The organism is Nocardioides nanhaiensis (genome assembly GCF_039542785.1).
Taxonomy (GTDB): domain Bacteria; phylum Actinomycetota; class Actinomycetes; order Propionibacteriales; family Nocardioidaceae; genus Nocardioides; species Nocardioides nanhaiensis.
The window spans coordinates 53,921-80,519 of sequence record NZ_BAABIM010000004.1 but is presented as its reverse complement, the minus strand read 5'-3'; the positions used below and the strand labels follow the sequence as shown (position 1 = coordinate 80,519).

Below are 26,599 nucleotides of genomic sequence, written 5' to 3'. Positions count from 1 at the left end.
AGCAGGCGAACGACTCGCGAAGAAGGCGTGCCAGCATGGCGGCATGGCGGGGACACCTGGACCGGACGCCGAGGCGCGGGTGCGCGCGAGCTTCGAGAAGCAGGGCCTGATGGCGCTCATCGGCGCCCGCCTGGTGGAGGTGGAGCGCGGCCGGGTGCGCATCGACCTGCCTCGGCGCCCCGAGGTCTCCCAGCAGCACGGGTACGTGCACGCCGGCGCGACCAGTGCCATCGCCGACAGTGCCGGCGGGTACGCGGGCCTGACGATGATGCCGGAGGGCGCCGAGGTGCTCACGGTCGAGTACAAGCTGAACCTGATGGCGCCCGCCGCCGGCGACCTCGAGGCGGAGGGCACGGTCCTGCGCTCCGGGCGCACGCTCACGGTGTGCGAGCTGGCCGTCTTCGCGGTGGTGGGGGAGCAGCGCACCCAGGTGGCGGCCGGCATGCAGACGTTGATCTGCCTGCCGGGCAACTGACTCGCGCCGACGGTTCTCGCGCGGCGTTAGTCGAAGACAGGGTCGTCCGGTGGTTCGATGTCGAACTCGTCCGGTGGTGGGGGTTTGGGCCACTGGGGTTCGTGGGTGCCGAGGTGGTCGCGGACGATGGTCATCCCGGTCTCGAACGCCCACTCGTAGGCGCCGGGTGCGAGCCGTCGGTAGGTGACGGCGCCGTGGGTCTTGAACCGGTGGTGGCGTCGGCAGAGTGGGGCGAGGTTGCAGGTGCAGGTCGCGCCGCCCTGCTCGTAGGGCTGGATGTGGTCGCAGTCGCACCTGTCGGCCGGGCGGTTGCAGTGCGGGTAGACGCAGCGGGGGTCGGTCCACCGGGAGCGCTGCTTCATGCGGTCTGGGACTTCGTACTGCTCCACGTGCACGGCACCGTTGAGGTCGATCACGGGTCGGACGGTGATCCTGCCGGCGGTGCCGCACCACGCGCGGATCACGTCAGCGCTGACCGGGGTCTGAGAGTTTCCCAGGCGGCCGACCATGTAGCCGGCGGCGGTGAGGGCTTCGTCGGAGAGGTGGACGACCAGCTCGACCGCACGACCTCGGGAAGCCGAACGCGGCTGGTCGTGGATCTCGCCGGTCTCGAGGTCGAAGGCCAGCTGGTTGCGGGCCAGCTCCCCGAGGGCGGCGGCGCGGCGGACGTCGAGGGAGTCCTCGCACCCTGCGGCTCCGAGGGCGCGGGCGGTGTTCCTGATGGCGTTCTCGAGGTCGGCAGCGTCCGCTGCGTCGAGACACCCGGAGACCTCGACGGTGCCGGCCAAAGACTCCAGGCTCCCGGACTCAGTCTCGGTGCGGCGCGTGTCCCCGATGTCGAAGAACCGGCGCTCCCGCTTCTCCTTCTCAGCCTCCGCAGCGGCGTCGGGATCGAACCTCGCCTGCGTCTCTGCGACCAAACGTTCCATGGCGCGCTTGCCGATCTTCCCGGCTGCGGCCTCGACCTGCCGGTCCACGTGATCGGCTGCCTCGGCGGGGAGGGGCTGGGTGAGGTCGGCGAGCCCGAACGCCTTCCACACCGGCAGCTGGAGCTGCTCGACGCGCTGGTACAGCCGGGGTAGGCGGTACTTGAGCTCCAGCACCCGGCCGACCAGGGTCAGGCCTGAATCCGTGCTCATGCTCAAGGTCGAGGCCAGTTCCATCACCGCGAACTCCGACACCACCGGTGCGCCCGGGCCGGCGACGGATATCCAGCGGTCGCAGAACCCCTGGTCGCCCAATGCGGCCTCGAGCTCCTCGACGTCCTCGTCGGACATGACGGCGTTGGGGTCGGGCTCACCGGGGTGGTGGTCGGCATCCAGGCGGTTGACCTTGGCCCACTCCACGATCATCTGCAGCTCGCTGACCTCGGAACGCATCTTGTTGCTCCGTGCGGTCCGCACCAGCTGCAACGCGAACTCGCGCTCACCACGCTCGCGCTCCTCGCGCGCGAGGACCTCGGCGAGGTCGGGAGCGGTGGTGGTCATGGGTCTACTCAAGCACCGACCACCGACAGTCAGGGCCTGCTTTTGGGTGTTATCCACCCGTTGCAGAGGAACAAACTAGTAACAGTTTTCTACCTACTGACACTTGGTTCCCGCGGTTGGCGGTCGGGAGCCGGGGGTCTCGGTACACGCCGTCCTTCGTTCCTCGGGACGGCGCTACTCGACCACCGGCGGGTGGGCAACTCGACGGCCGGAGCGTAGATCGCTCGGGAACCCGAAGCCGGCCGAGGGCCATGACCCACCGCGGCGCCTCGGCGTCGTCGCAGTCGGTCCGGACCACGGCAACACCCGTCACCGACGATTCCTCACCAGAGGCCGCTCGGTCAGCGAACCACCGGGACGTGGCGCTGGAGGAAGGCGAGCTGCTCGGCGACGTTGCGCTCGAAGGCCTCGCCCACGTAGATGTCGAAGTGTCCCTCGGGCACCCGGACCACGGTGCCGTGCGGGGCGCGAGCCACGTGGCGCAGGGTCGGGCCCGGGGGCGCCACGGTGTCGTGGTCGCAGACGACGAACAGGGCCGGGCAGGTCAGGCGCCGGGCCAGGCGGCCCGGGCGGTGCCGGGTGATCTGCAGGGCGAAGCGGGCGGCGACGTCGGCGCGCACCTCGTCACCGCCCGGGGCGACGGCGGGCAGGAGGCGGAGCACGCCCGGCTCGCTGTCGGGAGACGTCATCAGGGCCACCGAGCCGGGCGGTCCGTAGCTCGGCACGGTGAGGGGCTCGCGTCCACGGGCGGCGCGCACCTGGTCGCGGACGGCGCGCACCCCCAGTCGCAACGAGGTGAGCGGAGGGATCGTGAGCGAGGAGGCCGGGCCGTCGGTGAACGGGCACTGGGAGATGACGGCGGCCACGCGCGGGTCGGCGGCTCCCACGGCGATCACGTGCCCGCCGGCGAACGAGGTGCCCCAGAGCACCACGCGGTCGCCGTCGAGACCCGCGGTGGAGCGCGCGCACGCGACGGCCGCCTGCCAGTCCTGGCGCTGCGCCGCGACGTCGAGGAGCTGGCGCGGCTCGCCTCCCGAGGCACCGAAGTGCCGGTAGTCGAAGACCAGGCACGCGTACCCGGCCTCGGTGAAGCGCTCGGCGAAGGCGTCCAGCCGCATCTCCTTGACGCCGGCCAGCCCGTGCGCCATCACGACCACCGGCACGCGTCCCGTCGACTCGCCGGAGTCCTCGCCAGAGTCCTCGGGGCGGTAGAGCCAGGCCGCGCAGTGCGTGCTGCCGCTGGGGAAGGTCACGTCGGTGCGCGTCATGGGCGCGGACGCTACCGAGTCATCGCGACCGGCGCCGTCGCCGTCGTCACAGGGTCACAGGGTCACGCGACGGGCGTGACCTCCAGCTCGGTCCAGTCCACCTGGCGCACCCGCCCGCGGTACTCGTCGACCAGGCCGGGCCAGTTGGTGGAGATCCGGCCGCCGTCGCGGTACCAGCTGTCGCAGCTGGCCCACACCGAGCGCTGCAGCCGCTCCTGCATCTCGGCGTCGAAGGCGTCGGCCGCGTCGGTCCGCACCTCCGCCAGCGCGCCGCCCTGCTCCTCGAGGTGGGCGACGACCTCGGCGATCCAGTCGGCCTGCGACTCCATCATGCCGATGATCGAGCTGCCGCCCAGGTTCGTGTTCGGGCCGTAGACGCAGAACAGGTTGGGGAAGCCGGGCACGGTGATGCCCAGGTGGGCGCGGGCGCCGTCGGCCCAGTGCTCGTGCAGGTCGGCACCGTCGCGACCGGTGATCGTCATCGGGCTCAGGAACTGCGTGGCCGCGAACCCGGTGCCCCAGATCACGACGTCGGCCTCGTGCAGCCGGCCCTCGGCGTCGCGCACGCCCTCGGGCACGACCTCGGCCACCGGGTGCGTCACCAGCTCCACGTGCTCGCGGGCCAGCGCCGGGTACCAGTCGTTGCTGAAGAGCAGGCGCTTGCACCCCAGCTCGTAGTCGGGCTGCAGCTTGGCGCGCAGGTCGGCGTCGGGCACCTGGCGGCGCAGGTGCAGGGACCAGGCCTTGCGCAGCCCCGTGAGCAGCGGGCCGCCGATCAGCGAACCGCCCTCGAGGGCGGCGTTGAGCCGCTCGCTGAGCCAGAAGGTGAGGCCGCGCTCGGCGTCGAGGACGAAGGGGAGCCTCTCGAAGACCTTGCTGTGCAGGGCGTGGAAGGCCTGGTCGGGCTTGGGCACCACGTAGGGCGCGGAGCGCTGGAAGACGGTGAGGGATGCGACGTCGTCGACGATGCCGGGCACGAACTGGATGGCGCTGGCACCGGTGCCGACGACGGCGACGCGCTTGCCGCGTAGGTCGACGTCGTGGCGCCACTGCGCGGAGTGGAAGGCCGGGCCGGCGAACGTCTCGCGGCCGGGCAGCTCGGGAACCACGGGCTGGGAGAGCTGGCCCACCGCGGTGACGACGGAGCGCGCCCGCCAGGTGCGCCCGTCGGCGGACTCGACGCGCCACTCGCCGTCCTCCTCCTCGAAGGTGCAGGAGGCGACCTCGACACCCGTGCGCACGTGCTCGAGCAGGCCCTCGCGGCCGGCCGCCTGGCGCAGGTACTCGAGGATCTCGGGCTGCTGGGAGTAGCGCCGCGTCCATCGCGGGTTGCGCGCCCACGACCAGGAGTAGAGCGGGGAGGGCACGTCGCACGCGGCGTTGGGGTAGGTGTTGTCGCGCCACACACCGCCGACTCCCGCCGCGCGCTCGAGCACCACCACGTCGGTGACACCGCGCTCGCGCAGGGCGCGCACCGCACCCAGCCCGCCGAAGCCGGCGCCGATCACGATGACCTGGTGGACCTGCTCGTGCTGCTCGTCATTCGCCATGCCCCGAGGCTAGGCGTGGAGCTGGCGCGGACGGGAGGGTCGAGCGCACACTGAATCCATGATTCCGGCCAACGTGGGAGCCTCGACGGTCCGCGACTGGGCCTTCCCGCGTGCCGCGACCGGGCTGCGCGTGCTGCTCACTTACGGCCGCGACCACGGGCTCGGTGCCCGCACCGTGCTGGCCGGCACCGGACTCCAGGCCGGGAGCCTGGGGTTGGCGTCCGGATCCGGCGCCGCGGAGGTGACCGCGGCGCAGGAGCTGCGCGTGGTGCGCAACCTGGTGGCGCGGTTGGGGGAGGGGATCGGCCCCGACGTCGGCTCCCGCTACCGCGCCGAGACCTTCGGCGTCTTCGGCTACGCGCTGCGCTCCAGCCGGACGCTGGGCGAGGCGGTGGAGGTGGCGCTGACCTACCTCGACCTCAGCCACGCCTTCGCCCTGCCGCGTGCCGAGGTGGTCGGCGACGAGGTCGTCGGGCGCCTCGACGGCGGGGGCCTGCCGGTGGACGTGCGCGAGGTGCTGGTGGCCCGCGACGCCACCGCGGTGCTCACCGTGCTCGACGACCTGGTGCCGGGCGGCACGGGGGCGAGCCTCGAGCTGACGGGCAGCACCGCGACGCTGCGGGTCGCCGTCAGCGAGATGGCGCGCCCGCTGCCCCGCGACGGCGCCGACGCCGCCGAGCGCAGCCGCCTGCTGTGCGAGCAGGTGGTGGAGCCCCGACGGCGTCGCACCGGGCTGGCCGCCGACGTGCGGGTCCTGGTGACCCAGCGCCTGCCCGAGGGCGCACCCATGACCGCCGTCGCCGCCGACCTGGGGCGCAGCGAGCGGACGCTGCGCCGCGAGCTGGCCGCCGCCGGCGTCGGCTACCGCGAGCTGCTGGACGAGGTGCGCGCCAGCCTGGCCGCCGAGCTGCTGCGGTCGGGCCCCACGCTCGGCGTCGATGCCCTCGCCCGGCGCCTGGGCTACGCCGAGGCCACGAGCTTCATCGCCGCCTTCCGGCGCTGGACCGGGACTACGCCGGCCGCGTGGGCTCGCGAGTTCGCCTGACGTCCACCTGGACGTCAACTACGACGCCGCCGACGCCCCTAGCGTCGTGCGCGACCGACTCACGCTCGACCTCGGAACCGGAGCCACCCTCGATGACGCAGACGCCCACCGACCGCCGCCACCTGCCCATGGCCGGTCTCACGCACGGCAACCGCAACCCGGTGACGTGCCACCTCCGCTGCGGTGACGCGTGCTCGTTCACGCCGCCCAACACCACGGACAACGACTACTTCCGCGACGTCGCCACGCGCGCACTGAGCCGCCGTCGCACCCTCGGCCTGGCCGGTGCGGGCGCCGTGGCGCTGGGTGTCGCTGCCACGACCGCGAGCCCCGCCGCCGCTCGACCCGGGCGAGCCATCGCCGGCAAGCCCGGCGGGAAGTACCCCCACACGAAGCCCGGCAAGCCCGGCAAGCCCGGCCGCAGCCGCCTGCTCTTCACGCCCGTGGCGCCCCAGCCCGCCGACACCGACTCGGTGGGCGTGCCGGCCGGGTACCGCTGGGACACCATCGTGCGGTGGGGCGACCCGATCCTGCCCGGAGCGCCTGGGTTCGACGCGAGCGACCAGACCCAGGAGTCGGCCGAGGGCCAGTTCGGCTACAACTGCGACTACCTGGACATCATCGAGACCAACAGCAAGGGCACCCGTGCGCTGCTCGTGGCCAACCACGAGTACACCAACGAGGAGATCATGTTCCCCCCGGGCACCGACCCGGAGACCGTCGTGAGGGTCGCCCTGGCCTCCCACGGCATGAGCGTCGTCGAGCTGCGCCGCGCCCGGCGCGGCGACGCCTGGAGCTACATCCCCGGTGCGCCCAAGAACCGCCGGATCACCGCCGAGACCCCGTTCACCTTCGACGGCCCCGTCCGCGGCTCGGCTCTGCTGCGCACCGCCGAGGACCCCCGCGGCGTCACGGTCCGCGGCACCCTCAACAACTGCGCCGGCGGCACCACCCCGTGGGGCACCGTGCTCTCCGGCGAGGAGAACTTCAACCAGTACTTCCTGGCCGCCGGCACCGACGTGCGCGAGAGCCGCTACGGCCTGGGCCCCACCCAGGACTCCCGCGGGTGGCGCAACGTCGACGAGCGCTTCGACGCCACCTCCGAGGGCTACCGCAACGAGCCGCACCGCTTCGGCTGGATCGTCGAGGTCGACCCCACCGACCCGAGCTCGACCCCGGTCAAGCACACCGCGATGGGCCGGTTCAAGCACGAGGGCGCCAACGTCATCGTCAACGACGACGGCCACGTGGTGGCCTACATGGGCGACGACGAGCGCTTCGACTACGTCTACCGCTTCGTGTCCAGGAAGAAGCTGCGCAAGGGCAACAGCCCCGGCGCCCGTCGTCACAACCTGGGCCTGCTCTCCGAGGGCGACCTGTCGGTGGCCAAGTTCATCGGCGACGGTCTCGAGGACGGCGTCAGCGACGGCATCGGCCGCTGGCTCCCGCTCACCCGCGCCGGCCGCTCCATGGTCGCGGGCATGTCGCTCGAGGAGGTCCTGGTCTTCACGCGCCTGGCCGCCGACAAGGCCGGCGCCACCAAGATGGACCGTCCCGAGGACGTCGAGCCCAACCTGGTCAACGGCCACATCTACGTGGCGTGCACCAACAACACCGACCGGGGCAAGGCCGGCAAGGAGGGCCCGACCGAGCCCAACCCGCGCAACGCCAACAAGGACGGCCACGTCGTCGAGATGATCCCCCACAAGGGCGACCACACGCTCGAGCGGTTCCGCTGGAACCTGCTGCTGATCTGTGGCGACCCCGGCACCGCGGGCACCTACTTCGGCGGCTACGAGGGCCCCGTCTCGCCCATCTCGTGCCCCGACAACGTGGCCTTCGACAGCGTCGGCAACCTGTGGGTCTCCACCGACGGCCAGCCCAGCAGCACCAGCCGCTGCGACGCCCTGTTCAAGGTGCCGGTCGCCGGACCCCAGCGCGGTCGCGTGCAGCAGTTCCTCTCGGTGCCCGCCGGCGCCGAGACCTGCGGCCCCGTCGTCCGCGACACCGACGGCGAGGGCTCGGTGTTCGTCTCCGTGCAGCACCCCGGCGACGGCGGCACCTGGGAGTCGCCGACCTCCTTCTTCCCCGACTACGTCACCGGCTCGGCGGGTCGCGGGGAGTTCAAGGGTCCGCGACCCTCGGTGATCCAGGTGCGCCGGGCCTGACCCGGCCTCGCTGGTCCAGCCCCTCCAGCTGATCCACCTGCGTGGGCCCGGAGCCGAGTCGGTCGGCTCCGGGCCCGCGTGGCGCCCGACGGGCCCCGGCCCGCCTCGCTGTCGGCACTAGGGTGGCCCCCATGCGACCCGAGCCCGGTCAGGTCATCACCGTGTTCCGCTCCCGCCTGCGCCCCGAGGGCGCCGAGGCCTACGCCGAGCACGCCGAGCGGATGAGCGCCCTGGCCCGCACGATGCCGGGCTACGTGGAGCACAAGGTCTTCACCGCCCCGGACGGCGAGCGGGTCACGCTCGTCACCTTCGCGGACGCCGAGGGTCACCGCACCTGGGCCGAGGACGCCGAGCACCGCGCCGCGCAGCGCGCCGGCGTCGAGGGGTACTACGAGCAGTACTCGATCGCGGTCGGCACCGTCGAGCGCGCGCACGCCTGGCGGCGGGCGTGAGCACCGCTCCCATCGGCGCCGTGCCCGAGGGTGCGGTCGAGATCGACGTCGCGAGCCACGGGGTCCGGCTCTCGGCCTGGCACTTCAGCGCCACCACCGACGCCTGGACGACGCCCGCCGGCCGCCCCTGCGTGGTGATGGCGCACGGTCTGGGCGCCACCAAGGACGCCAACCTCGCGCCCTACGCGCAGCGCTTCGCCGCGGCCGGCGCCGACGTCGTGGTCTTCGACTACCGCGGCTTCGGCACCTCCGACGGCGAGCCACGCCAGCTCGTCGACCACCGCCGTCACCGCGACGACTACCGCAGCGTGGTCGAGCACGTGCGCCGGATGCCCGCCGTCGACCCGGACCGGGTGGCGCTGTGGGGCAGCTCGTACTCCGGCGGCCACGTGGTCGCCGTCGCCGCCGACGACCCGCGCATCGCGGCCGTGGTCTCGCAGGGCGCCGCCATGGACGGTCTCACCGCGGTGCTCGAGATCGTGCGCTACGCCGGGCCGCGCCACCTGCTGCGACTCAGCGCCCACGCGCTGCTCGGCGTCGTCCGCCGCGACCACGAGGTGGCCCTGGTCGGCGAGCCCGGGTCGCTGGCCGCGATCACCTCCGACGACGGGCTCGAGGGCTACTCGCGCATCATGGGGCCGACCTTCGAGAACCGGATGCCGGCACGCGCCATCCTCCCGATCATGCTCAACCGCCCCGTCACCGCGGCCCCGCGGCTCACGGCCCCGCTGTTCCTGCTGATCGCCTCGGACGACTCGATCGCGCCGCCGGCCGCGGTCGAGCGGGTGGCCCGGCGAGCGGGTGGACGGGTGGAGGTGCTGCGCCTGGACTGCGGTCACTTCGACATCTACGCCGACGACCTCTTCGAGCAGGGCGTCGAGGCCCAGATCCGCTTCCTCGGCTCGGTGCTCGAGGCGTGACGCCGCCGCCGTCCCTCCCACCGGGTGCCGCGGTACCATGACGTCATGAGCACGCAGAGCCTGCTTCTTGCCCTGCCGCGCTGATCACCCCGATCCGCGCGGCCGCCCCTCCCTGCGAGGGGCTTTTTCATGTCCGCACCACACCCGCACCAGAGAGCACCGAGCCAGCGATGAGCCAGCAGAGCACCGGCAGCGCCCCCGAGGCGAGCGCCTTCGACGTCGAGGCCGTGGAGGCCAAGTGGCTCCCGGTGTGGGAGCGGCTCCAGCCTTTCGAGGCTGACGACGCCGCGGTCGAGAGCGGTGCTCGCGAGAAGCGCTACGCGCTGACGATGTTCCCCTACCCGAGCGGCGACCTGCACATGGGGCACGCCGAGGTGTTCGCGCTGCACGACGTCATCTCGCGCTACTGGCGACTGCGCGGCTACGAGGTGCTCAACCCGATGGGCTGGGACTCCTTCGGGCTGCCGGCCGAGAACGCCGCGATCCGCAACGACTCACACCCCGCCACCTACACCTACGGCAACATCGAGACCCAGGCCGCCTCGATGCGGCGCTACGCCGTCAGCTTCGACTGGTCGCGGCGCCTGCACACCTCCGACCCCGAGTACTACCGCTGGACCCAGTGGCTGTTCCTCAAGCTGCGCGAGCAGGGGCTGGCCTACCGCAAGAACAGCCCGGTCAACTGGTGCCCCCAGGACCAGACGGTGCTGGCCAACGAGCAGGTGCTGGCCGACGGCACCTGCGAGCGGTGCGGCGCCGAGGTGACCAAGCGCGAGCTGACCCAGTGGTACTTCCGCACCACCGCCTACGCGCAGGAGCTCTACGACTGCCTCGACGACCTGCAGCAGACCTGGATCGGCAAGGTCGTCAACGCCCAGCGCAACTGGATCGGCCGCTCCGAGGGTGCGCACGTGCGGTTCGCCGTCGAGGGTCGCGAGGAGCCGATCACGGTCTACACCACCCGGCCCGACACGCTGTACGGCGCCACGTTCATGGTGGTGGCCGCTGACGCGCCGCTGGCCGCCGAGATCGTCGCGCCCGAGCGGCGCGAGGCGCTCGAGGCCTACGTGCAGCAGGTCCGCAAGGCCTCCGACATCGACCGGCTGGCCACCGACCGGGCCAAGACCGGCGTCGACCTCGGGGTCACGGCCACCAACCCGGTCAACGGCGAGCAGCTGCCGGTGTGGGCCTCCGACTACGTGCTGGCCGACTACGGCACCGGCGCGATCATGGCCGTGCCCGCCCACGACCAGCGCGACCTCGACTTCGCCCGCGAGTTCGACCTGCCGGTGCGGCAGGTGGTCGACACCGGTGAGGGCGACCCCGCCGAGACCGGTGTCGCCACCAGCGGCGACGGCACCTACGTCAACAGTCCCCTGCTGGAGGGCGTCGCCGACAAGGCCACCGGCATCCGCACCGTCGTCGAGCGGCTCGAGGCCGACGGCACCGGCGAGGGCACGGTCAACTTCCGGCTGCGCGACTGGCTGCTCTCGCGGCAGCGCTACTGGGGCGCGCCGATCCCGATCATCCACTGCCCCGAGCACGGCGAGGTGCCGGTGCCCGAGGACCAGCTGCCGGTGGTGCTGCCCGAGCTGCGCGGCGCCGACCTGAAGCCCAAGGGCACCTCGCCGCTGGGCGCGGCGACCGAGTGGGTCGAGGTGGCCTGCCCCACGTGCGGTGGGCCCGCGCGCCGCGACACCGACACGATGGACACCTTCGTGGACTCCTCGTGGTACTTCCTGCGCTACCTCTCGCCGCACGACCAGACCCAGGCGTTCAGCAGCGAGGCCGCCGCCGCCTGGGGTCCTATCGACCTCTACGTCGGTGGCGACGAGCACGCCGTCCTGCACCTGCTCTACGCGCGGTTCTTCACCAAGGCGCTGCGCGACGCCGGCCTGCTGACCTGGGACGAGCCGTTCTCGGCCTACCTCTCCCAGGGCAAGGTCATCAACGACGGCCGCAAGATGAGCAAGTCGCTGGGCAACGGCGTCGACCTGGGTGAGCAGCTGGATGCCTACGGCGTCGACGCCGTGCGCCTGACGCTGGTCTTCGCCAGCCCGCCCGAGGACGACATCGACTGGGCGCGGATGAGCCCGGCCGGCTCGCAGCGCTTCCTGCAGCGCGCGTGGCGCCTGGCCGACGACGTCACCAGCGAGCCCGACGTCGACCCCGCCGACGGCGACGTGGCGCTGCGGCGCGCGACGCACCGCACGGTGCGCGACGCCGAGGAGCTGGTGGAGAGCTACCGGTTCAACGTCGTCGTCGCGCGGGTCATGGAGCTGGTCAACGCCACCCGCAAGGCCATCGACTCCGGCTGCGGCCCGGCCGACCCGGCGGTGCGCGAGGCCGTCGAGGCGGTCGCCGTGCTGCTCTCGATGGTGGCGCCCTACACGGCCGAGGAGATGTGGGAGCGGCTCGGGCACCAGCCCACCGTCGCGCGTGCCCCCTGGCCCGTGGTCGAGGAGTCGCTGCTGGTGCAGGAGAGCGTCACGGCGGTGGTGCAGGTCAAGGGCAAGGTCAAGGCTCGGCTCGAGGTCTCGCCCGAGATCGGCGACGCCGACCTGGAGGCCGCCGCGATGGCCGACCCGGCTGTGCAGCGCGCGCTCGAGGGCCAGACCGTGCGCAAGGTCGTGGTGCGGGCGCCCAAGCTGGTCAACATCGTCGTCTGAGCACGGAGGACGGCCCGGAGCACCGGCCGGGGCCCGACCCCGGTGCGCCGCTCGCTACCCTGCGCGGGTGCCTCGTGTTGCGCTCGTCACGGACTCCACGGCGTCGCTGCCCGACGACGTCGCGGCTGCGTACGACGTCACGGTCGTGCCCCTGCAGGTGGTGATCGGGGCCGAGGCCTTCGACGAGGGCACGCCCGGGGCCACCTCCGAGCGCGTGGCCGCCGCGCTGCGCGAGTACCGGCCGGTGAGCACCTCGCGCCCCGCGCCCGCCCTGATGCTGGAGACCTACGAGGCCCTCGCCGCCGACGGCGCCGAGCAGATCGTCTCGGTGCACATCTCGGGCGAGATGAGCGGCACCCACGAGTCGGCCCAGGTGGCGGCGCGCAAGGCCTCGGTGCCGGTGCTCACCGTCGACAGTCGCCAGGTGGGGGTGGCCACCGGGTACGCCGTGCTGGCCGCCGCCGAGGTGCTGGCGGCCGGTGGGTCGGCCGAGAAGGCGGCGGCGGCGGCCCGCTCGCGCGCCGAGGCCAGCGCCTCGCTGTTCTACGTCGACACCCTGGAGTACCTGCGACGCGGCGGCCGCGTGGGCGCCGCCGCCGCGCTGCTGGGCGGTGCCCTGGCGGTCAAGCCGCTGCTGCGCATCCACGAGGGGTCCGTGGCCTCGCTGGAGCGGGTGCGCACCTCCGGCAGGGCTCTCGCGCGGCTGGAGGAGCTCGCGGTGGAGGCCGCTGGCGAGCACGCGGCCGTCGACGTCTGCGTGGCCCACCTGGCCAGCCCCGAGCGGGCCGAGGCCCTGCAGGCCAAGCTCGCCGACCGGCTCGCCGACCCGCTGCAGGGCCGCGAGGTGTGGTGCGGCGAGCTGGGCGCGGTGCTCGGCGCGCACGTGGGTCCCGGGATGCTCGCCGTCTGCGTGGCGCCGCGGCTCCCCACCGCCTGACCGCCGCCCGGCCGGACCACGAGTCCGTCCCGCGGGTGATCGGCCCGGGAGCCGTCCACAGGCGGGGGTCGCGGTGCATGTCCTCCACAGGCGGCTGCTCGCGTCGGGTGGATGTCGCGCGCCCGGCCTAGCGTCGTCGATCATGCGATCCCGACCGACCCGTGCCCAGCACCAGGAGGCCGTGGCCCGGCGGCTGGCCAGCCTGACCGCCGAGCTGGAGCAGGCCCGCGCCGCTGCCGGGACCGGGTCTGCCACCGGGTCGGAGGAGTCGGGGGGCCCCGCCGAGCAGGGGGACTGGTGGGGCGAGCACACCCGGGTGGCCCCGGCCCTGCGGCTGGTGTCCCCGGTGCCGGCGCAGGCCACGGTGCCGACGCCGGTCCCGACGCCGGTCCCGGCGCCGTCGCCGATGCCGGCACCGCCCGCGGTGGAGGAGCCCGCGCCCGTGCTGCCCGTGCCGGGACGGCACGCAGCCCGGCGCGAGGCGGCACGGAGCACGAGCTGGGCCGACCGGGTGGGGGTGCCGGAGCCGCTCCGGGGCCGGGTGCACCTCGGGTCCGCCCACGTGAGCGTGGTGGCGGTGCTGGTGGCCCTGGGCGCGGTGGTCACGGCGTGGCTGGTGGTGCGCGGCGACGCGCAGCCGGCTCCGGTGCCGGTGGCGGCTCCGGCCGGCAGCCAGCCGCTGGTGCCGCTCGACCCGTCGGTCTCCGCGCCGGGTGCTGCTGCGACTCCGGGGGCGCCCGTCGCGTCCTCCGGGGCGGCTGCCACCGGCAGTGGTGACACGGTCACCGTCGACGTCGCGGGGCGGGTGCGGCGTCCGGGCATCGCGGTGCTGCCGGTCGGCGCGCGGGTGGTCGACGCGCTGGAGGCTGCCGGCGGTGCGCGACCCGGTGTCGACCTCTCCTCCCTCAACCTGGCGCGCCCGCTGGTCGACGGCGAGCAGGTGCTGGTGGGCGGGCCTGCGCCGGCCTCCGCGGCTCCGCCCGTGCCGGGCACGGCCACCACCTCGCCACCGGCGACGGGCGCCGTCGGGCTGGTGAACCTCAACACCGCCACGCCCGAGCAGCTCGAGGCGCTGCCCCAGGTGGGCCCGGTCACCGCGTCGGCGATCGTGGCGTGGCGCGAGGCCAACGGGGCGTTCGCCTCGGTCGACCAGCTGGTCGAGGTCGACGGGATCGGCGAGGCCACGCTGGCCCAGATCGCCCCGTATGCCACGGTCTGAGCCACCAGAGGAGCCCGGCCGGGAGCCGGCCCGGACCGATCTGCGGATGCCGCTGCTCGGGGCGGCCGCGTGGGCGGGGGCGCTGGCCGCCACGGCGTGGGGCGGACTCGGCCCGGCCCTGGTCGGGCTCGGTGCGCTGGTGCCGGCGATCGTGCTCGTGGCCGCGCGCCGGGCCGGCCGGAGCGACGGGTTGCGGCGCTGGGCGGCCACGGTCGCGGCCCTCGCCGTCGTCGCGCTGGCGGTCGCGTCGCTCACCTGGGTGCGCGGGCTCGCCGTCACCGAGGGGCCGCTGGCCGAGCTGGCCCACGAGCGCGCACGGGTGGAGCTCGTGGCCACCGTGGTCTCGGACCCGCGCCAGGTCGACGGCGGCTTCGAGCCGCGCACGGCGGTGCGGCTGCAGGTCACCGAGGTCACCGCGCGGGGGGTGGTCGTCCGGCTGCGGTCGGCGGTGCTGGTGCTGGGCGACGACGCCTGGCGCGGCGTCGAGCTGGGGGAGCGGGTGCGGGCCGGGGGCAGGCTGGCGCCGGGCGACCGTGGGGTCTCGGCCCTGCTCACCGGAGCCACCGAGCCGGAGCGGCTGGCCCGGCCCGACCTGTGGTGGCGGGGAGCCGCCGTGGTGCGGCAGGGCATCCGCGAGGCCGTGGCCGGGCGTCCGGCCGACCAGCGGGCACTGGTGCCCGCCCTCGTCGACGGCGACGACGCCGCGCTGGACCCCGGGCTCGAGGCCGACTTCCGTACCACCGGCCTCACCCACCTGACCGCTGTCAGCGGCACCAACCTCACGCTGGTGGTGGGGTTCCTGCTGGTGCTCGCCCGCTGGTGCCGGGTGCGGGGGCGCTGGCTGCTGCTCGTGGGGGCACTGGGGATCTGCGGCTTCGTGCTGCTGGCGCGTACCGAGCCGAGCGTGGTGCGTGCCGCCACCATGGGCGCCGTCGGGCTGCTGGCGCTGGGCAGCAACGGTCGGCACCGGGCGCTGCGCGCACTGGGTCTGGCCGTGGTCGTGCTCCTCCTCGTGCAGCCCGCGCTGGCGACCACCGCGGGCTTCGCCCTCTCGGTGCTGGCCACCGCCGGCATCGTGCTGCTGGGCCCCGGCCTGCGCGACGCCCTGGCCCGGTGGATGCCCCGCTGGTGCGCCGAGGCCGTGGCCGTGCCCGCGGCCGCCCAGGTGGCCTGCACCCCCCTGGTCGCGGCGATCTCGGGCGAGGTGAGCCTCGTGGCGGTGGTGGCCAACCTGCTGGTGGCACCCGTCGTGGGGCCTGCCACGGTGCTGGGGCTGGTGGGCGGCCTGGTGGTGCTCGTGCTGCCGCCCGTGGGGCTGGTGCTCGGCTGGGGTGCGGGCGCCTGCGTGGGGTGGATCGCCGCGGTGGCCCGGCGCGGTGCCGACCTGCCGGCAGCCTCGCTCGGCTGGGGCACGGGGCCGGCGTCGCTGCTGCTGCTCGTGGTGCTCTGCGTCCTGCTGGTGCTGGTGGCGCCGCGGGTGCTGGCCCGCCCCCGCAGCACGCTGCTGTGCTGCGCGGTGCTGGGGGTGGCGGTCTGCGTGCGGCTGCCCACGCCCGGGTGGCCGCCGCCGGGGTGGGTCCTGGTGGCCTGCGACGTCGGACAGGGTGACGCGCTGGTGCTGCGCAGCGGTCCGGGCAGCGCCGTCGTCGTCGACGCCGGGCCCGACCCGCCCGCGGTCGAGGGCTGCCTGGACCGGCTCGGTGTCACCGAGGTGCCGCTGGTGGTGCTGACCCACTTCCACGCCGACCACGTGGACGGGCTGCCCGGGGTGCTGGCGGGTCGGCGCGTCGGCCTGGTGGAGACCTCGCGCACGTTGGACCCCTCGGCGGGGTCGCAGCAGGTGCGTGAGCAGAGCGCGGCCGCGGCGGTGCCGGCGTCGGCGGCTCCCTACGGCACCACGCGCACGGTGGGCGAGGTCCGGTTGCAGGCCGTGTGGCCGCGACCGGGGCCGGTGGTGGCGGGTCCGGGCGACGGGTCGGCTGCCAACGACGCCAGCGTGGTGCTGCTGGCGGAGGTGGGTGGCGTGCGGATCCTGCTGACCGGCGACATCGAGCCGCCGTCGCAGGCCTTGCTGGCGCGTGCCCTGCCAGGGCTGCACGTCGACGTGCTGAAGGTGCCGCACCACGGCAGTCGCTACCAGGACCTGGACTGGCTCGAGTCGCTCGAGGCGCCCCTGGCGGTGGTCTCCGCCGGGGCCGACAACGACTACGGCCACCCGGCGCCGGACCTGCTCGACGCACTGGAGGACGCCGGCACCGAGGTCGGGCGCACCGACGAGCAGGGCGACGTCGCCGTGGTGGTGGAGGCGGGCGAGGCCCGGCTGGTCACCCGGGACTGAGCGGTGTCGGGCCAGACCCACACCCGGGACACGGACCTGGTCTCGTCAGTTCCTGTTCAAGCCGTGCCGGCGCGAGTCGAGAGCGTGCTTGAAGTGGCTCTCTGCTGCATCGATGACACGCGTCGGCGTGGCTGGATCGAAGCCGCGCAGCAAGGAGAACCTGAACGTCTCGGGAGAGCCATCGGTCGCCGTGCTCCTCGATGTCGTCGGCTCTGCGGTCAGTCCAGTCTGGTGGGTCGATCAACCGAGCAGGGCGGGTGGGCGACCACACGTCAGAGCAGCGTCACCTGCTGTGTCGGCGGGCTGTGGCAGGCTGCTCCGCGTGGCAGGTCGAGCAGGGTCCAGGTCCGGTGCGAGGTCAGGCTCCAGCGGGGGAGCAGCGCGTGCCATCAGCGACGCCGGCGAGGTGCTCGGCCGGGTCCTGCTGGTCACCGGCAAGGAGGAGTTCCTGGCCGAGCGGACGGTCGTCTCGGCGCGGGCCGCGGTGCGTGCCCACGACCCGGAGTCCGAGCTGGCCGACACCGTCGGCGGCGACCTGACCCTCGCCACGCTCGGCGAGCTGGCCGCCCCCTCGCTCTTCTCCACGGTGCGGTGCGTGGTGGTGCGCAAGGTCGAGGACCTGCCCGAGGAGTCGGTGGCCGGGCTGCTCGACTACGCGGCGGCACCGGCGGAGGACGTCGGCCTGGTGCTGGTGCACAGCGGTGGGCAGAAGGGCTCGGGGGTGCTCACCAAGCTGCGCAAGCTGCCCACGGTCACCGAGCACAAGTCCGCCGAGCTGCGGGCCTCGGAGTACCCCGGCTTCGCGACGGCGGAGGCACGCGCCCACGGCGGTCGGATCGAGCAGGAGGCCGCCTCGTTCCTGGTGCAGGCCGTCGGCCAGGACCTGCGCTCGCTCTCCGCCGCCGCCCACCAGCTGGTCAACGACTTCCCCGACGAGACGATCGGGCTCGAGCAGGTCAAGCGGTACTTCGGCGGTCGCGCCGAGGCCACCTCGTTCGCCGTCGCCGACGCCGCCCTGGCAGGGCGTCGTCACGTGGCGCTGGAGGAGCTGCGCTGGGCGCTCGATGCCGGCACGGCACCGGTCCTGGTCACCTCCGCGTTCGCGGGCAACGTGCGGGGCCTGGCCCGCTACAGCTCGGCGCCGCGCGGGATGGGGGAGAACGACCTGGCCCGCGAGGTGGGCGTGCCGCCGTGGAAGCTGCGCACCCTGCGCGACCTCTCCCGCTCGTGGAGCGAGGCCGGGATCGCCCGCGCCATCCGCGCCGTCGCCCAAGCCGACGCCGACATCAAGGGCGCGGCCAGCGACCCGCAGTACACCCTGGAGCGGCTGGTGCTCACCGTCGCCGCGCTGCGCGACGCCTGATCCGGTCCAGAGAACCCACGGGCGCAAATGCCGACGACCCGCCGGCTCCCGGAGGAGGGCGGGTCGGAGGGCAGCAGACCGGTCGGAGCGCAGGGCTCCGAGCCGGGTCAGAGAGAAGCGGCCTGCTTGGCGATCGCCGACTTGCGGTTGGCGGCCTGGTTCTTGTGGATGACTCCCTTGGAGACGGCCTTGTCGAGCTTGCGGGTGGCCTCGCGGCTCAGCGTCACCGCGGTCTCCTTGTCGCCGGCCTCGGCGGCGGCGCGGAACTTGCGGATCGCGGTCTTCAGGCTCGACTTGACCGCCTTGTTGCGCTCGTGGCGCTTCTCGTTCTGCTTGTTGCGCTTGATCTGGCTCTTGATGTTCGCCACTGCGGATAACCCTCTTGACTCGGTTGGACGGCGCTGTGCCGGCTGGTCGGTGCTGCTGCAAGATCCCACGCGGTGGGCGCGCCGGAGCGGCCGCACTCGCGACGGACAAAGGTAGCAGCGGACCTCAGGACGGCTGAAATCGACGGTCGCGCAGCCAGGTCTCGCAGACCTCGGCCTGCCAGCGCTGGGCCGCACGCAGGTGCGGGGCGGCCGGAACGGCCGGGCCGTCGGCCACCTGGCGGTAGTAGCCGGTGAGCAGCGCGAGCAGGGCGTCGACGTGGTCGCGGGGCACCTCGGCGGTCAGCGGGCAGGCGGCGAGCAGCGCGTCGGCGTCCAGGCCGTCGCCCCGCGGGCCGACGAGCGCGATCACCGGGTCGATCCACGCGGCGCCACGCACCGGCCAGTGCCAGTCGTCGAGCAGCAGGCGGCCGTCGTCGGTGAGCAGGACGGTGTCGTCGCGCACGTCGGTGTGCACCAGCGTCTCGCCGGCGCACACGTGCGGGAAGCGCGCGGCCAGCGCCGCCATCTCCTCCAGGTGGGGCAGGTCGGGGTCGGTGGCCCGCACGTGGTCCCACGCCGCCGGCCAGGTGGCGAAGGCCTCGGCGGCGGTCTCGAGCTCGAGGGCGACGGGTGCCGGCGTCAGGGCCTCGGCCGCTCGGGCCAGCCCGGTGAGCACCGCGGTCGCGTCCTCGAGCGACCAGGGGCGGGTGGGCGTGCGGCCCGGTACGTGCTCGATGCCCACCGCCACCCAGTCCTGCTCCCGCAGCACCCAGCGCAGGGGTGCGGCAGGAGCCTGCGGTGGCAGGGCCGGGCGGGTGCGCGCCTCCAGCTGGCACCCGTGGGCGTACCCGCGCTGGGCGCGGGTCGAGGCGGCCCGCACCAGGTGGCGAGATCCGTCGGCGCAGGTGAGCACCGAGCTGAAGCCGGGCAGGAAGCCACCGGTCAGCGGCTCGTCGTCGACGACGGCCGCGCCGCAGCGCTCTGCCACCGCGGCGCGCACGAGGGGCGGCAGGTGCTCCCAGCCCAGCCGGCGAGCCGTGCGTCCGTGCGGCAGCGAGGAGAGCAGCGGGGGTGGCGGTGGCACACGTCCATCCTGCCCACCTCGACGCCCCGGGTGGTGTAGACACGGCCGGGTGCTGCGCTTCTACGTCATCGGCGTCCTGGTGTTCGTGGGCGCCGTGGCGCTGCTGGCCGCGGCGGTGGGTGGAGCGCGGGGCTGGCTGATCGTCGCCGTGCTGGCCGCGCTGCTGCTCGCCGTCGCCGTCCACGACGTCGTCCAGACCCGGCACGCGATCCTGCGCAACTACCCGCTGGTCGGTCACATCCGCTTCCTGATGGAGGACGTGCGCCCTGAGCTGCAGCAGTACTTCGTGGAGCGCAACACCGATGGCCGGCCCTTCGACCGGGTCACCCGCTCAGCGGTCTACCAGCGCGCGAAGGGCGACCGTGACGACCACCCGTTCGGCACCGAGCGCGACCTGTACGCCGTCGGCTCCGAGTACCTGGTGCACTCGGTGGCGCCGGTCGAGCCGGCGGCCGAAGCGCCGAGGGTCCGGGTCGGCGGGCCGGACTGCACCCAGCCCTACGACCTGGCGCTGCTGAACGTCTCGGCGATGAGCTTCGGCTCGCTCTCGGCCAACGCGATCGAGGCACTGAGCCGGGGCGCCGCGATGGGCGGCTTCGCCCACGACACCGGTGAGGGCGCGATCAGCTCGTACCACCGGCGCGGCGGGGGCGACCTGGTCTGGGAGATCGGCTCGGGCTACTTCGGGTGCCGCACCGCCGATGGCGGCTTCGACGCCGAGCGCTTCGCCGAGCAGGCGCGCGACCCCCAGGTGAAGATGGTCCACCTCAAGCTGAGCCAGGGCGCCAAGCCCGGTCTCGGCGGGGTGCTGCCCGGCGCCAAGGTCACGCCCGAGATCGCCGAGACGCGCGGCGTGCCTGTGGGGCAGACGGTGATCTCGCCGCCCGCGCACCGTCTCTTCGCCACCCCGCGGGAGCTGGTGCGCACCCTGGCCCGCCTGCGAGAGCTCTCCGGCGGCAAGCCCACGGGGTTCAAGCTGTGCGTCGGCGCACGGATCGAGGTGCTGGCGCTGTGCCGGGCCATGCTGGAGGAGGGCGTGACGCCGGACTTCATCGTGGTCGACGGCGCCGAGGGCGGCACCGGCGCCGCACCGCTGGAGTGGGTCGACCGGGTGGGGCTGCCGCTGGCCGAGGGACTCGCCATCGTGCACCAGGCGCTCGTCGGCACCGGCCTGCGCGAGCACGTGCGGGTGGGCGCCGCCGGAAAGGTCGCCACCGGCGCCGACATCGTGACCCGGATGGTGCAGGGCGCGGACTTCACCATGGCCGCCCGCTCGATGATGCTGGCCGTCGGCTGCATCCAGGCCCAGACCTGCCACACCAACACCTGCCCCACCGGCGTCGCCACCCAGGACGCCCGGCGCCAGCGCGCCCTGCACGTGCCCAGCAAGGCCGAGCGGGTGGCCCGCTACCAGGCCGAGACCGTGCGCCAGGCCCAGCACCTGCTCGCCTCCATGGGGCTGCACGGCCCCGAGCAGCTGCGCCCCCACCACCTGCAGCGGCGCACCGGACCCTTCACCGTGGCCGCCTACGGAGACCTGGTGGAGCAGCTGGCCCCCGGCCAGCTGCTGACGGCGCCCCCGCCCGGCTGGGCCACCGACTGGGCCGCTGCCGACGCCGACCGCTTCACCCCCTGATCCGACGGATCGGCCGAGCGCGAGCGGGCGTTGATTCCGCGCGTGCGCGGCGGTCGGCCAGAATGGGGGCACCATGCCTGTGACGCCAGCCTCCGCCGTGCCCGCCCCCGGGCGCACGCCGCCCGCGACCATCCGCAACTTCTGCATCATCGCGCACATCGACCACGGCAAGTCCACGCTGGCCGACCGGATGCTGCAGCTCACCGGGGTGGTCGACGAGCGGGCGGCGCGGGCGCAGTACCTGGACCGGATGGACATCGAGCGCGAGCGCGGCATCACCATCAAGAGCCAGGCCGTGCGGATGCCGTGGACCGTGGCCGAGGGCAACGAGCAGGACGCCGAGCCCGGCACCTACGTGCTCAACATGATCGACACCCCGGGCCACGTCGACTTCACCTACGAGGTCTCCCGCTCGCTCGAGGCGTGCGAGGCGGCCGTGCTGCTGGTGGACGCCGCGCAGGGCATCGAGGCCCAGACGCTGGCCAACCTCTACCTGGCGATGGGGGCGGACCTGCACATCATCCCGGTGCTCAACAAGATCGACCTGCCCAGCGCCAACCCGGAGAAGTACGCGGCGGAGCTGGCCGGCCTGGTGGGCTGCGACCCCTCCGACGTCCTGCGCGTCAGCGCCAAGACCGGCCTGGGGGTCGAGGAGCTGCTGAACGAGATCGTCCGGCAGACGCCGGCCCCGGTGGGCGACGCCGACGCGCCGGCACGCGCCCTGATCTTCGACTCCGTCTACGACACCTACCGCGGCGTGGTCACCTACGTCCGCGTGGTCGACGGGGAGCTCAGCCACCGCGACCGGATCAAGATGATGTCGACCAACGCCACCCACGAGATGCTCGAGATCGGCGTGATCAGCCCCGAGCAGGTCAAGGCCGCCGATCTCGGCGTCGGCGAGGTGGGCTACCTGATCACCGGCGTGAAGGACGTACGCCAGTCGCGGGTCGGCGACACCGTCACCACCCAGCACAGCGGCGCGGTCGACGCGCTGGGCGGCTACAAGCACCCCAACCCGATGGTCTACGCCGGGCTCTACCCGATCGACGGCGACCAGTTCGGCGACCTGCGCGAGGCGCTGGAGAAGCTGCAGCTCAACGACGCGGCGCTCACCTACGAGCCCGAGACCTCCGGTGCGCTGGGCTTCGGCTTCCGCTGCGGCTTCCTGGGCCTGCTGCACATGGAGATCACCCGCGACCGCCTCGAGCGCGAGTTCGGGCTCGACCTGATCTCCACCGCGCCGAACGTGGTCTACGAGGTGCGCATGGAGGACGGCACCGAGATCGAGGTGACCAACCCCAGCGAGTTCCCCGAGGGCAAGATCGCCGAGGTCCGCGAGCCGGTGGTCAAGGCCACGATCCTGAGCCCCTCGGACTTCATCGGCACGATCATGGAGCTGTGCCAGACCAAGCGCGGTCAGCTGGGCGGCATGGACTACCTCTCCGAGGACCGCGTGGAGATGCGCTACACGCTGCCGATGGGCGAGATCGTCTTCGACTTCTTCGACCAGCTGAAGTCGCGCACCAAGGGCTACGCCTCGCTCGACTACGAGCGCTCCGGTGACCAGGCCGCCGACCTCGTCAAGGTCGACATCCTCCTGCAGGGGGAGCCTGTGGACGCCTTCAGCGCCATCGTGCACCGCGACTCCTCCTACAACTACGGCGTGATGATGGCGGGCAAGCTCAAGGAGCTCATCCCGCGCCAGCAGTTCGAGGTGCCGATCCAGGCCGCCATCGGAGCCCGGGTGATCGCGCGCGAGAACATCCGCGCCATCCGCAAGGACGTGCTCGCCAAGTGCTACGGCGGCGACATCAGCCGCAAGCGCAAGCTGCTGGAGAAGCAGAAGGAGGGCAAGAAGCGGATGAAGATGGTCGGCCGCGTCGAGGTCCCCCAGGAGGCGTTCGTGGCCGCGCTCTCCAACGACGGCGCCGGCTCGTCGGTGGACAAGCCCAAGAAGTGACCTCACGCCTACCCGACGCCGTGGCCGCGTTCGCGCAGCGCGGTCCCGGGTGGGACACGTGGGTGCGGCGGCTGCCGCGGCTGGTCGACGACGTGCTGGGAGAGTGGCGGCTGCGGCCGGACGGCGCGCCGAGGAGCGGCTCGACCGCCCTGGTGCTGCCGGTCACCACGGACGACGGCGAGTCGGCGGTCCTCAAGCTCGTGGGCCCCGGCTGGGAGGAGGAGCACGAGCCCCTCGCGCTGCAGCACTGGGGCGGGCGCGGGACCGTGCAGCTGCTCCGGGCCGACCCGCGACGCCGACTGCTGCTGCTGGAGCGGCTGCACGACCTCGACCTGCGCGACCAGTGGGACCTCGAGGCGTGCGAGGTGGTCGCCGGCCTCTACGGCCGCCTGCACCGCTCGGCCCCACCGCAGCTGCGGCCGCTCTCGGGGGCGGTCGCCCGGTGGTCGGACCGGCTGGCAGCGCTGCCCCGTGACGCGCCCCTGCCGCGGCGCCTGGTGGAGCAGGCCGTGGCCCTCGGGCGCGGATTCGCGACCGACCCGGCGACCGACGGCGTGATGGTGCACTCAGACCTGCACTACGAGAACGTGCTGGCGGCCGAGCGCGAGCCGTGGCTGGCCATCGACCCCAAGCCGCTCAGCGGCGATCCGCACTACGAGCCGGCGCCGATGCTGTGGAACCGGGTCGAGGAGCTCGACGCCGCTCCGGGCGGGGTGCGCGACGCGCTGAGGCGACGCTTCCACACGCTGGTCGACGTCGCCGGTCTCGACGAGCAGCGGGCGCGGGACTGGGTGGTGGTGCGGATGCTGCACAACGCGCTGTGGGAGCTGGAGGACCACCCGCCCGGCGGCGCGACGACGCCGGACCGGGCCTGGCTCACGACCTGCGTCACGGTGGCGAAGGCCGTCCAGGACTGAGGAGGCCCCGGGCGTCGGGGCAGGGTGCTCAGTCGGCCAGGATCGCGGCCAGGGTGTCGCGGTGCACCTGGTAGGCGCGCCGGCCGGCCTTGGTGATCGAGAACGTGGTGCTGCTGCCGCGCCCCCGACCGGACTTGGCGACCTTGACGTAGCCCGCGGCCTCGAGCGCCGACATCTGCTTGGAGAGGTCGGAGTCGCTGACGCCGAGGTGCTCGCGCAGGAACGCGAAGTCGGTGCTGTTGGAACGACTGAGCAGCGCCATGGCCGCCAGTCGCTTGGGGGCGGTGAGGGTGGGGTCGAGGCCGTGCAGGGCCGAGGTCTGCTCGGTGCCGCTCATGCAGCGTCCAGCCGGGCGCGGGTGCGGGCGGCGGCCCGTGCGTAGCTGCGCTCGTACCAGACGAGGGAGGGGATCACGACGACGAAGACGAAGATCGCCGCAGCCCAGACCGTGCTCGTCCTGGCGATGAGCAGCGCGCCGCCCGCGATGGCGAGGTTGGCGGCCATGAAGCCGTAGAAGGGGCGGGCGAGCTCGGGCGGGACCTTGCCCGCGGGCATCGTGCCGCGGTACCGGCGATACCAGACGATGAAGCCGAGCTCGAGGCCGACGAGCGCGAAGACGACCACCAGGCGCACCGGTGTCGACTCGATGGCGAAGCTCATGGTGAGGGCCGCGGCCCAGAGAGCCACGGAGACCGGGTACCAGGCGGGCGTGGGCGGGTAGTCGATCCACGGGGCCGCCTCGGCGCGCTCGGCGGCGCGCAGCGACTCCCGCAGCTGGGTGTGCTCTGTGTTTTCCATGATGGAAACCGTACGCTTCACTTTCCAGTGTCGCAAGTGGAAAGCCCGGATCCGGGGAAACTGGGTGGAGGGGTGAGCCGGCCTGGTGCGAGGATCGGGAGGTGTCTCACGTGCTCTCGGTGAACGTCGGACGCCCACGCCCCGCGTCGTGGGTCACGATCGGCCGCACCGCCATCGACAAGACGCCGGCGACCGGTCCGGTGGGCGTGGGGCCGAGCGGCCTCGACGGCGACGAGGTGGCCAACCGCCGGCACCACGGTGGCCCCGACAAGGCGGTCTACGCCTTCCAGCGCGAGGACCTCGACCACTGGGGCGACCTGCTCGGCGTCGAGCTGCCCGACGGCCAGGTGGGGGAGAACCTCACCACCTCGGGCCTGGAGGTCAACGACGCCGAGATCGGTGAGCGCTGGCGCATCGGCGACGGCGAGGACGCCGTCCTGCTCGAGGTGACGATGTTCCGCACCCCGTGCGCCACGTTCGCCGCCTGGATGCGCGAGACCGGCCACGACCACCGCGCCTGGCTGCGCCGCTTCGCCGAGGTCGGCAGGCCCGGTGCTTACCTGCGCGTGCTGGCGCCCGGCACGGTGCGTGCCGGCGACCCCGTGACGGTCGTGCACCGTCCCGGCACCGGTCGCACGGTGGCCTCCTGGTTCCGCGAGGTCCACCCGGTCGTGCAGAAGTGACTCCCACGAGGATGCTCGCCCGCCTGGTCCCCGAGGACCCGGCCGTGCGCCGGATGGCGCTGGCGACCCTCGTCAACACCTCCGGCCGCGGCATCTACTACACGCTGAGCGCGCTGTACTTCACCCGGATCGTCGGCTTCAGCGTCGTCGAGGTGGGGCTGGGCCTCTCGATCGCCGCGGCGGTGGCGCTGGGTGCCGGGGTCCCGATCGGGCACCTGGCCGACAGGCGCGGGCCGCGCGAGGTGCAGATCTGGCTCGTCTCGGCCATCGCGGCGCTGAGCGCCGCCTACCTGCTGGTCGAGACCTGGTGGCAGTTCGTGGTGCTCTCGGTCCTCGTCGCGGTGCTCGACCGCGGGTCGGGCGCGGTGCGGGCCGCGATGATCGCCGGGCTCGTGCAGGGCGCGGACCGGGCCGCCACCAAGGCCTATCTCCGCTCGATCACCAACGTCGGCATGACACTCGGCTCGGGCGTGGCGGCCCTGGCGCTGGTCGCCGACACCCGCGCCGCGTACCTGACCGTGCTCTACCTCGACGGCGCCACCTACGTGGTGACCGCGCTGCTGCTGCGCGGGCTGCCGCACCTGCCGCCCGTGCCCGCCGACCAGGCCAGCGGGATGCTCACCGCGCTGCGTGATCGGCCGTTCATGGCGGTCGTGCTGGTCAGCTCGGTGCTGACGATGCACTACTGGATCCTCGAGATCGCGGTGCCCCTGTGGGTGGTGGAGCACACCAGCGCGCCGCGCGCGCTCGTGGCGGCGCTGATGGTCGTCAACACCCTGGCCGTCGTCGGTCTGCAGGTCGCTGTCGCGCGCCGGGTGACGACGGTGCCGGGGGCCGTGCGCGCCACCGTGCTCTCCGGCGTGCTGTTCCTGGTCGCCTGCGCCGTCTACGGCCTCAGCGGCTCACCCGGACCGGCGGTGGCGACGCTGCTGCTCGTGGTGGCGACGGCGGTCGCCGTCGGCGGTGAGCTCACCCAGGCCGCCGCCTCCTTCGTGCTCTCCTTCGAGCTGCCGCCGGACCATGCGATGGGGCAGTACCAGGGTGCGTGGGGGTTGGGCTTCGCGATCAGCTCGCTGCTGGCCCCCACGGCGATGGCGCTGCTGCCGCTGCGGCACGGCCTCGCGGGCTGGCTGGTGCTCGGCGGGCTGCTGGCGGCCGCCGCGCTGGCGACGGGTCCCGCGGTGCGCTGGGCCGCGCGATCGCGGCCGCACGTCGGCGCGGGGACGCCCCTATCGGCGTCATGACCGAGTGATCTAGGT

General features: G+C 73.6%; 22 protein-coding genes. 15 read left to right on the top strand and 7 right to left on the bottom strand.

The window, feature by feature from the left end:
• The first annotated feature begins 43 nt into the window (after positions 1-43).
• On the top strand, positions 44-475 hold the full coding sequence (locus tag ABD948_RS17435) for a PaaI family thioesterase (RefSeq protein WP_345268206.1): 432 nt from the start codon (positions 44-46) through the stop codon (positions 473-475).
• A gap of 26 nt (positions 476-501) precedes the next feature.
• Here ABD948_RS17435 and ABD948_RS17430 read toward each other — a convergent pair whose 3' ends face one another.
• The 3 genes from ABD948_RS17430 to ABD948_RS17420 form a co-directional block, all read right to left on the bottom strand.
• Positions 502-1,962: an HNH endonuclease signature motif containing protein gene (locus tag ABD948_RS17430; protein ID WP_345268205.1), complete on the bottom strand. Its 1,461-nt coding sequence runs from the start codon at positions 1,960-1,962 to the stop codon at positions 502-504.
• A gap of 341 nt (positions 1,963-2,303) precedes the next feature.
• Complete coding sequence (locus ABD948_RS17425) at positions 2,304-3,230, bottom strand: alpha/beta hydrolase (protein ID WP_345268203.1); 927 nt, start codon at positions 3,228-3,230, stop codon at positions 2,304-2,306.
• 62 nt (positions 3,231-3,292) lie between these two features.
• On the bottom strand, positions 3,293-4,780 hold the full coding sequence (locus ABD948_RS17420; RefSeq protein ID WP_345268201.1) for a flavin-containing monooxygenase: 1,488 nt from the start codon (positions 4,778-4,780) through the stop codon (positions 3,293-3,295).
• A 58-nt stretch (positions 4,781-4,838) separates the two neighbouring features.
• On the opposite strand from ABD948_RS17420, the gene ABD948_RS17415 reads away from it, so the two are divergent.
• From ABD948_RS17415 to holA, 9 genes are all read left to right on the top strand, one after another.
• The gene (locus ABD948_RS17415; RefSeq protein WP_345268199.1) at positions 4,839-5,825 is read left to right on the top strand and encodes a helix-turn-helix domain-containing protein; all 987 of its coding nucleotides are present in this window, start codon (positions 4,839-4,841) and stop codon (positions 5,823-5,825) included.
• A gap of 92 nt (positions 5,826-5,917) precedes the next feature.
• A complete protein-coding gene (locus ABD948_RS17410) occupies positions 5,918-7,993 on the top strand; it encodes a PhoX family protein (RefSeq protein WP_345268197.1) in 2,076 nt (691 codons plus the stop codon).
• Positions 7,994-8,124: 131 nt separating this feature from the next.
• Positions 8,125-8,445 (top strand): antibiotic biosynthesis monooxygenase family protein, encoded by a 321-nt coding sequence (locus tag ABD948_RS17405; protein ID WP_345268195.1) that lies wholly within the window; start codon positions 8,125-8,127, stop codon positions 8,443-8,445.
• Complete coding sequence (locus ABD948_RS17400; protein WP_345268193.1) at positions 8,442-9,365, top strand: alpha/beta hydrolase; 924 nt, start codon at positions 8,442-8,444, stop codon at positions 9,363-9,365. The genes ABD948_RS17405 and ABD948_RS17400 overlap by 4 nt, the downstream gene beginning before the upstream one ends.
• A gap of 170 nt (positions 9,366-9,535) precedes the next feature.
• On the top strand, positions 9,536-12,034 hold the full coding sequence (gene leuS / locus ABD948_RS17395; RefSeq protein ID WP_345268191.1) for a leucine--tRNA ligase: 2,499 nt from the start codon (positions 9,536-9,538) through the stop codon (positions 12,032-12,034).
• A gap of 67 nt (positions 12,035-12,101) precedes the next feature.
• Positions 12,102-12,971, top strand: a complete 870-nt coding sequence (locus ABD948_RS17390) for a DegV family protein (protein WP_345268189.1) — start codon at positions 12,102-12,104, stop codon at positions 12,969-12,971.
• Between the two features lie 142 nt (positions 12,972-13,113).
• A complete protein-coding gene (locus ABD948_RS17385; protein ID WP_345268187.1) occupies positions 13,114-14,190 on the top strand; it encodes a ComEA family DNA-binding protein in 1,077 nt (358 codons plus the stop codon).
• Between the two features lie 46 nt (positions 14,191-14,236).
• The gene (locus tag ABD948_RS17380) at positions 14,237-16,528 is read left to right on the top strand and encodes a ComEC/Rec2 family competence protein (protein WP_345268184.1); all 2,292 of its coding nucleotides are present in this window, start codon (positions 14,237-14,239) and stop codon (positions 16,526-16,528) included.
• Positions 16,529-16,850: 322 nt separating this feature from the next.
• Positions 16,851-17,891 carry a DNA polymerase III subunit delta gene (gene holA, locus ABD948_RS17375; protein ID WP_345268182.1) on the top strand — a complete coding sequence of 347 codons (1,041 nt, stop codon included), beginning with the start codon at positions 16,851-16,853 and terminating at the stop codon, positions 17,889-17,891.
• Positions 17,892-17,998: 107 nt separating this feature from the next.
• Here the strand turns inward: holA and rpsT are convergent, their stop codons facing one another.
• Together rpsT and ABD948_RS17365 are read right to left on the bottom strand one after the other, a co-directional pair.
• Complete coding sequence (rpsT, locus tag ABD948_RS17370; RefSeq protein ID WP_345268180.1) at positions 17,999-18,259, bottom strand: 30S ribosomal protein S20; 261 nt, start codon at positions 18,257-18,259, stop codon at positions 17,999-18,001.
• Positions 18,260-18,383: 124 nt separating this feature from the next.
• Positions 18,384-19,343 carry a hypothetical protein gene (locus ABD948_RS17365; protein ID WP_345268178.1) on the bottom strand — a complete coding sequence of 320 codons (960 nt, stop codon included), beginning with the start codon at positions 19,341-19,343 and terminating at the stop codon, positions 18,384-18,386.
• Positions 19,344-19,392: 49 nt separating this feature from the next.
• Here ABD948_RS17365 and ABD948_RS17360 point away from each other — a divergent pair, with 49 nt between their 5' ends.
• The 3 genes from ABD948_RS17360 to ABD948_RS17350 all read left to right on the top strand — a co-directional run bounded on the left by ABD948_RS17360 (position 19,393) and on the right by ABD948_RS17350 (position 23,859).
• Positions 19,393-20,979, top strand: coding sequence for an FMN-binding glutamate synthase family protein (locus tag ABD948_RS17360; protein ID WP_345268175.1), 1,587 nt, complete (start codon positions 19,393-19,395; stop codon positions 20,977-20,979).
• Positions 20,980-21,052: 73 nt separating this feature from the next.
• Positions 21,053-22,942 (top strand): translation elongation factor 4, encoded by a 1,890-nt coding sequence (gene lepA, locus ABD948_RS17355; protein ID WP_345268173.1) that lies wholly within the window; start codon positions 21,053-21,055, stop codon positions 22,940-22,942.
• Positions 22,939-23,859, top strand: coding sequence for an aminoglycoside phosphotransferase family protein (locus ABD948_RS17350; protein ID WP_345268171.1), 921 nt, complete (start codon positions 22,939-22,941; stop codon positions 23,857-23,859). Before lepA ends, ABD948_RS17350 begins: the two co-directional genes overlap by 4 nt.
• A 28-nt stretch (positions 23,860-23,887) precedes the next feature.
• Here the strand turns inward: ABD948_RS17350 and ABD948_RS17345 are convergent, their stop codons facing one another.
• Together ABD948_RS17345 and ABD948_RS17340 are read right to left on the bottom strand one after the other, a co-directional pair.
• The gene (locus ABD948_RS17345) at positions 23,888-24,196 is read right to left on the bottom strand and encodes a transcriptional regulator (protein WP_345268169.1); all 309 of its coding nucleotides are present in this window, start codon (positions 24,194-24,196) and stop codon (positions 23,888-23,890) included.
• Positions 24,193-24,657, bottom strand: coding sequence for a hypothetical protein (locus tag ABD948_RS17340; RefSeq protein WP_345268167.1), 465 nt, complete (start codon positions 24,655-24,657; stop codon positions 24,193-24,195). The genes ABD948_RS17345 and ABD948_RS17340 overlap by 4 nt, the downstream gene beginning before the upstream one ends.
• A 101-nt stretch (positions 24,658-24,758) precedes the next feature.
• Between ABD948_RS17340 and ABD948_RS17335 the strand changes: the two genes are divergently transcribed.
• Positions 24,759-25,340, top strand: coding sequence for an MOSC domain-containing protein (locus tag ABD948_RS17335; protein WP_345268165.1), 582 nt, complete (start codon positions 24,759-24,761; stop codon positions 25,338-25,340).
• Between the two features lie 11 nt (positions 25,341-25,351).
• Positions 25,352-26,584: an MFS transporter gene (locus ABD948_RS17330; RefSeq protein ID WP_345268163.1), complete on the top strand. Its 1,233-nt coding sequence runs from the start codon at positions 25,352-25,354 to the stop codon at positions 26,582-26,584.
• Positions 26,585-26,599 lie beyond the last annotated feature (15 nt).

What these genes read in the sequence shown, in the direction of transcription:
- ABD948_RS17435 (WP_345268206.1), top strand. Translation starts at nt 44, where the DNA reads ATGGCGGGGACACCTGGACCGGACGCCGAGGCGCGGGTGCGCGCGAGC.
- ABD948_RS17430 (WP_345268205.1), bottom strand. Translation starts at nt 1,962, where the DNA reads ATGACCACCACCGCTCCCGACCTCGCCGAGGTCCTCGCGCGCGAGGAG.
- ABD948_RS17425 (WP_345268203.1), bottom strand. Translation starts at nt 3,230, where the DNA reads ATGACGCGCACCGACGTGACCTTCCCCAGCGGCAGCACGCACTGCGCG.
- ABD948_RS17420 (WP_345268201.1), bottom strand. Translation starts at nt 4,780, where the DNA reads ATGGCGAATGACGAGCAGCACGAGCAGGTCCACCAGGTCATCGTGATC.
- ABD948_RS17415 (WP_345268199.1), top strand. Translation starts at nt 4,839, where the DNA reads ATGATTCCGGCCAACGTGGGAGCCTCGACGGTCCGCGACTGGGCCTTC.
- ABD948_RS17410 (WP_345268197.1), top strand. Translation starts at nt 5,918, where the DNA reads ATGACGCAGACGCCCACCGACCGCCGCCACCTGCCCATGGCCGGTCTC.
- ABD948_RS17405 (WP_345268195.1), top strand. Translation starts at nt 8,125, where the DNA reads ATGCGACCCGAGCCCGGTCAGGTCATCACCGTGTTCCGCTCCCGCCTG.
- leuS (WP_345268191.1), top strand. Translation starts at nt 9,536, where the DNA reads ATGAGCCAGCAGAGCACCGGCAGCGCCCCCGAGGCGAGCGCCTTCGAC.
- ABD948_RS17385 (WP_345268187.1), top strand. Translation starts at nt 13,114, where the DNA reads ATGCGATCCCGACCGACCCGTGCCCAGCACCAGGAGGCCGTGGCCCGG.
- ABD948_RS17380 (WP_345268184.1), top strand. Translation starts at nt 14,237, where the DNA reads ATGCCGCTGCTCGGGGCGGCCGCGTGGGCGGGGGCGCTGGCCGCCACG.
- lepA (WP_345268173.1), top strand. Translation starts at nt 21,053, where the DNA reads ATGCCTGTGACGCCAGCCTCCGCCGTGCCCGCCCCCGGGCGCACGCCG.
- ABD948_RS17345 (WP_345268169.1), bottom strand. Translation starts at nt 24,196, where the DNA reads ATGAGCGGCACCGAGCAGACCTCGGCCCTGCACGGCCTCGACCCCACC.
- ABD948_RS17340 (WP_345268167.1), bottom strand. Translation starts at nt 24,657, where the DNA reads ATGGAAAACACAGAGCACACCCAGCTGCGGGAGTCGCTGCGCGCCGCC.
- ABD948_RS17330 (WP_345268163.1), top strand. Translation starts at nt 25,352, where the DNA reads ATGCTCGCCCGCCTGGTCCCCGAGGACCCGGCCGTGCGCCGGATGGCG.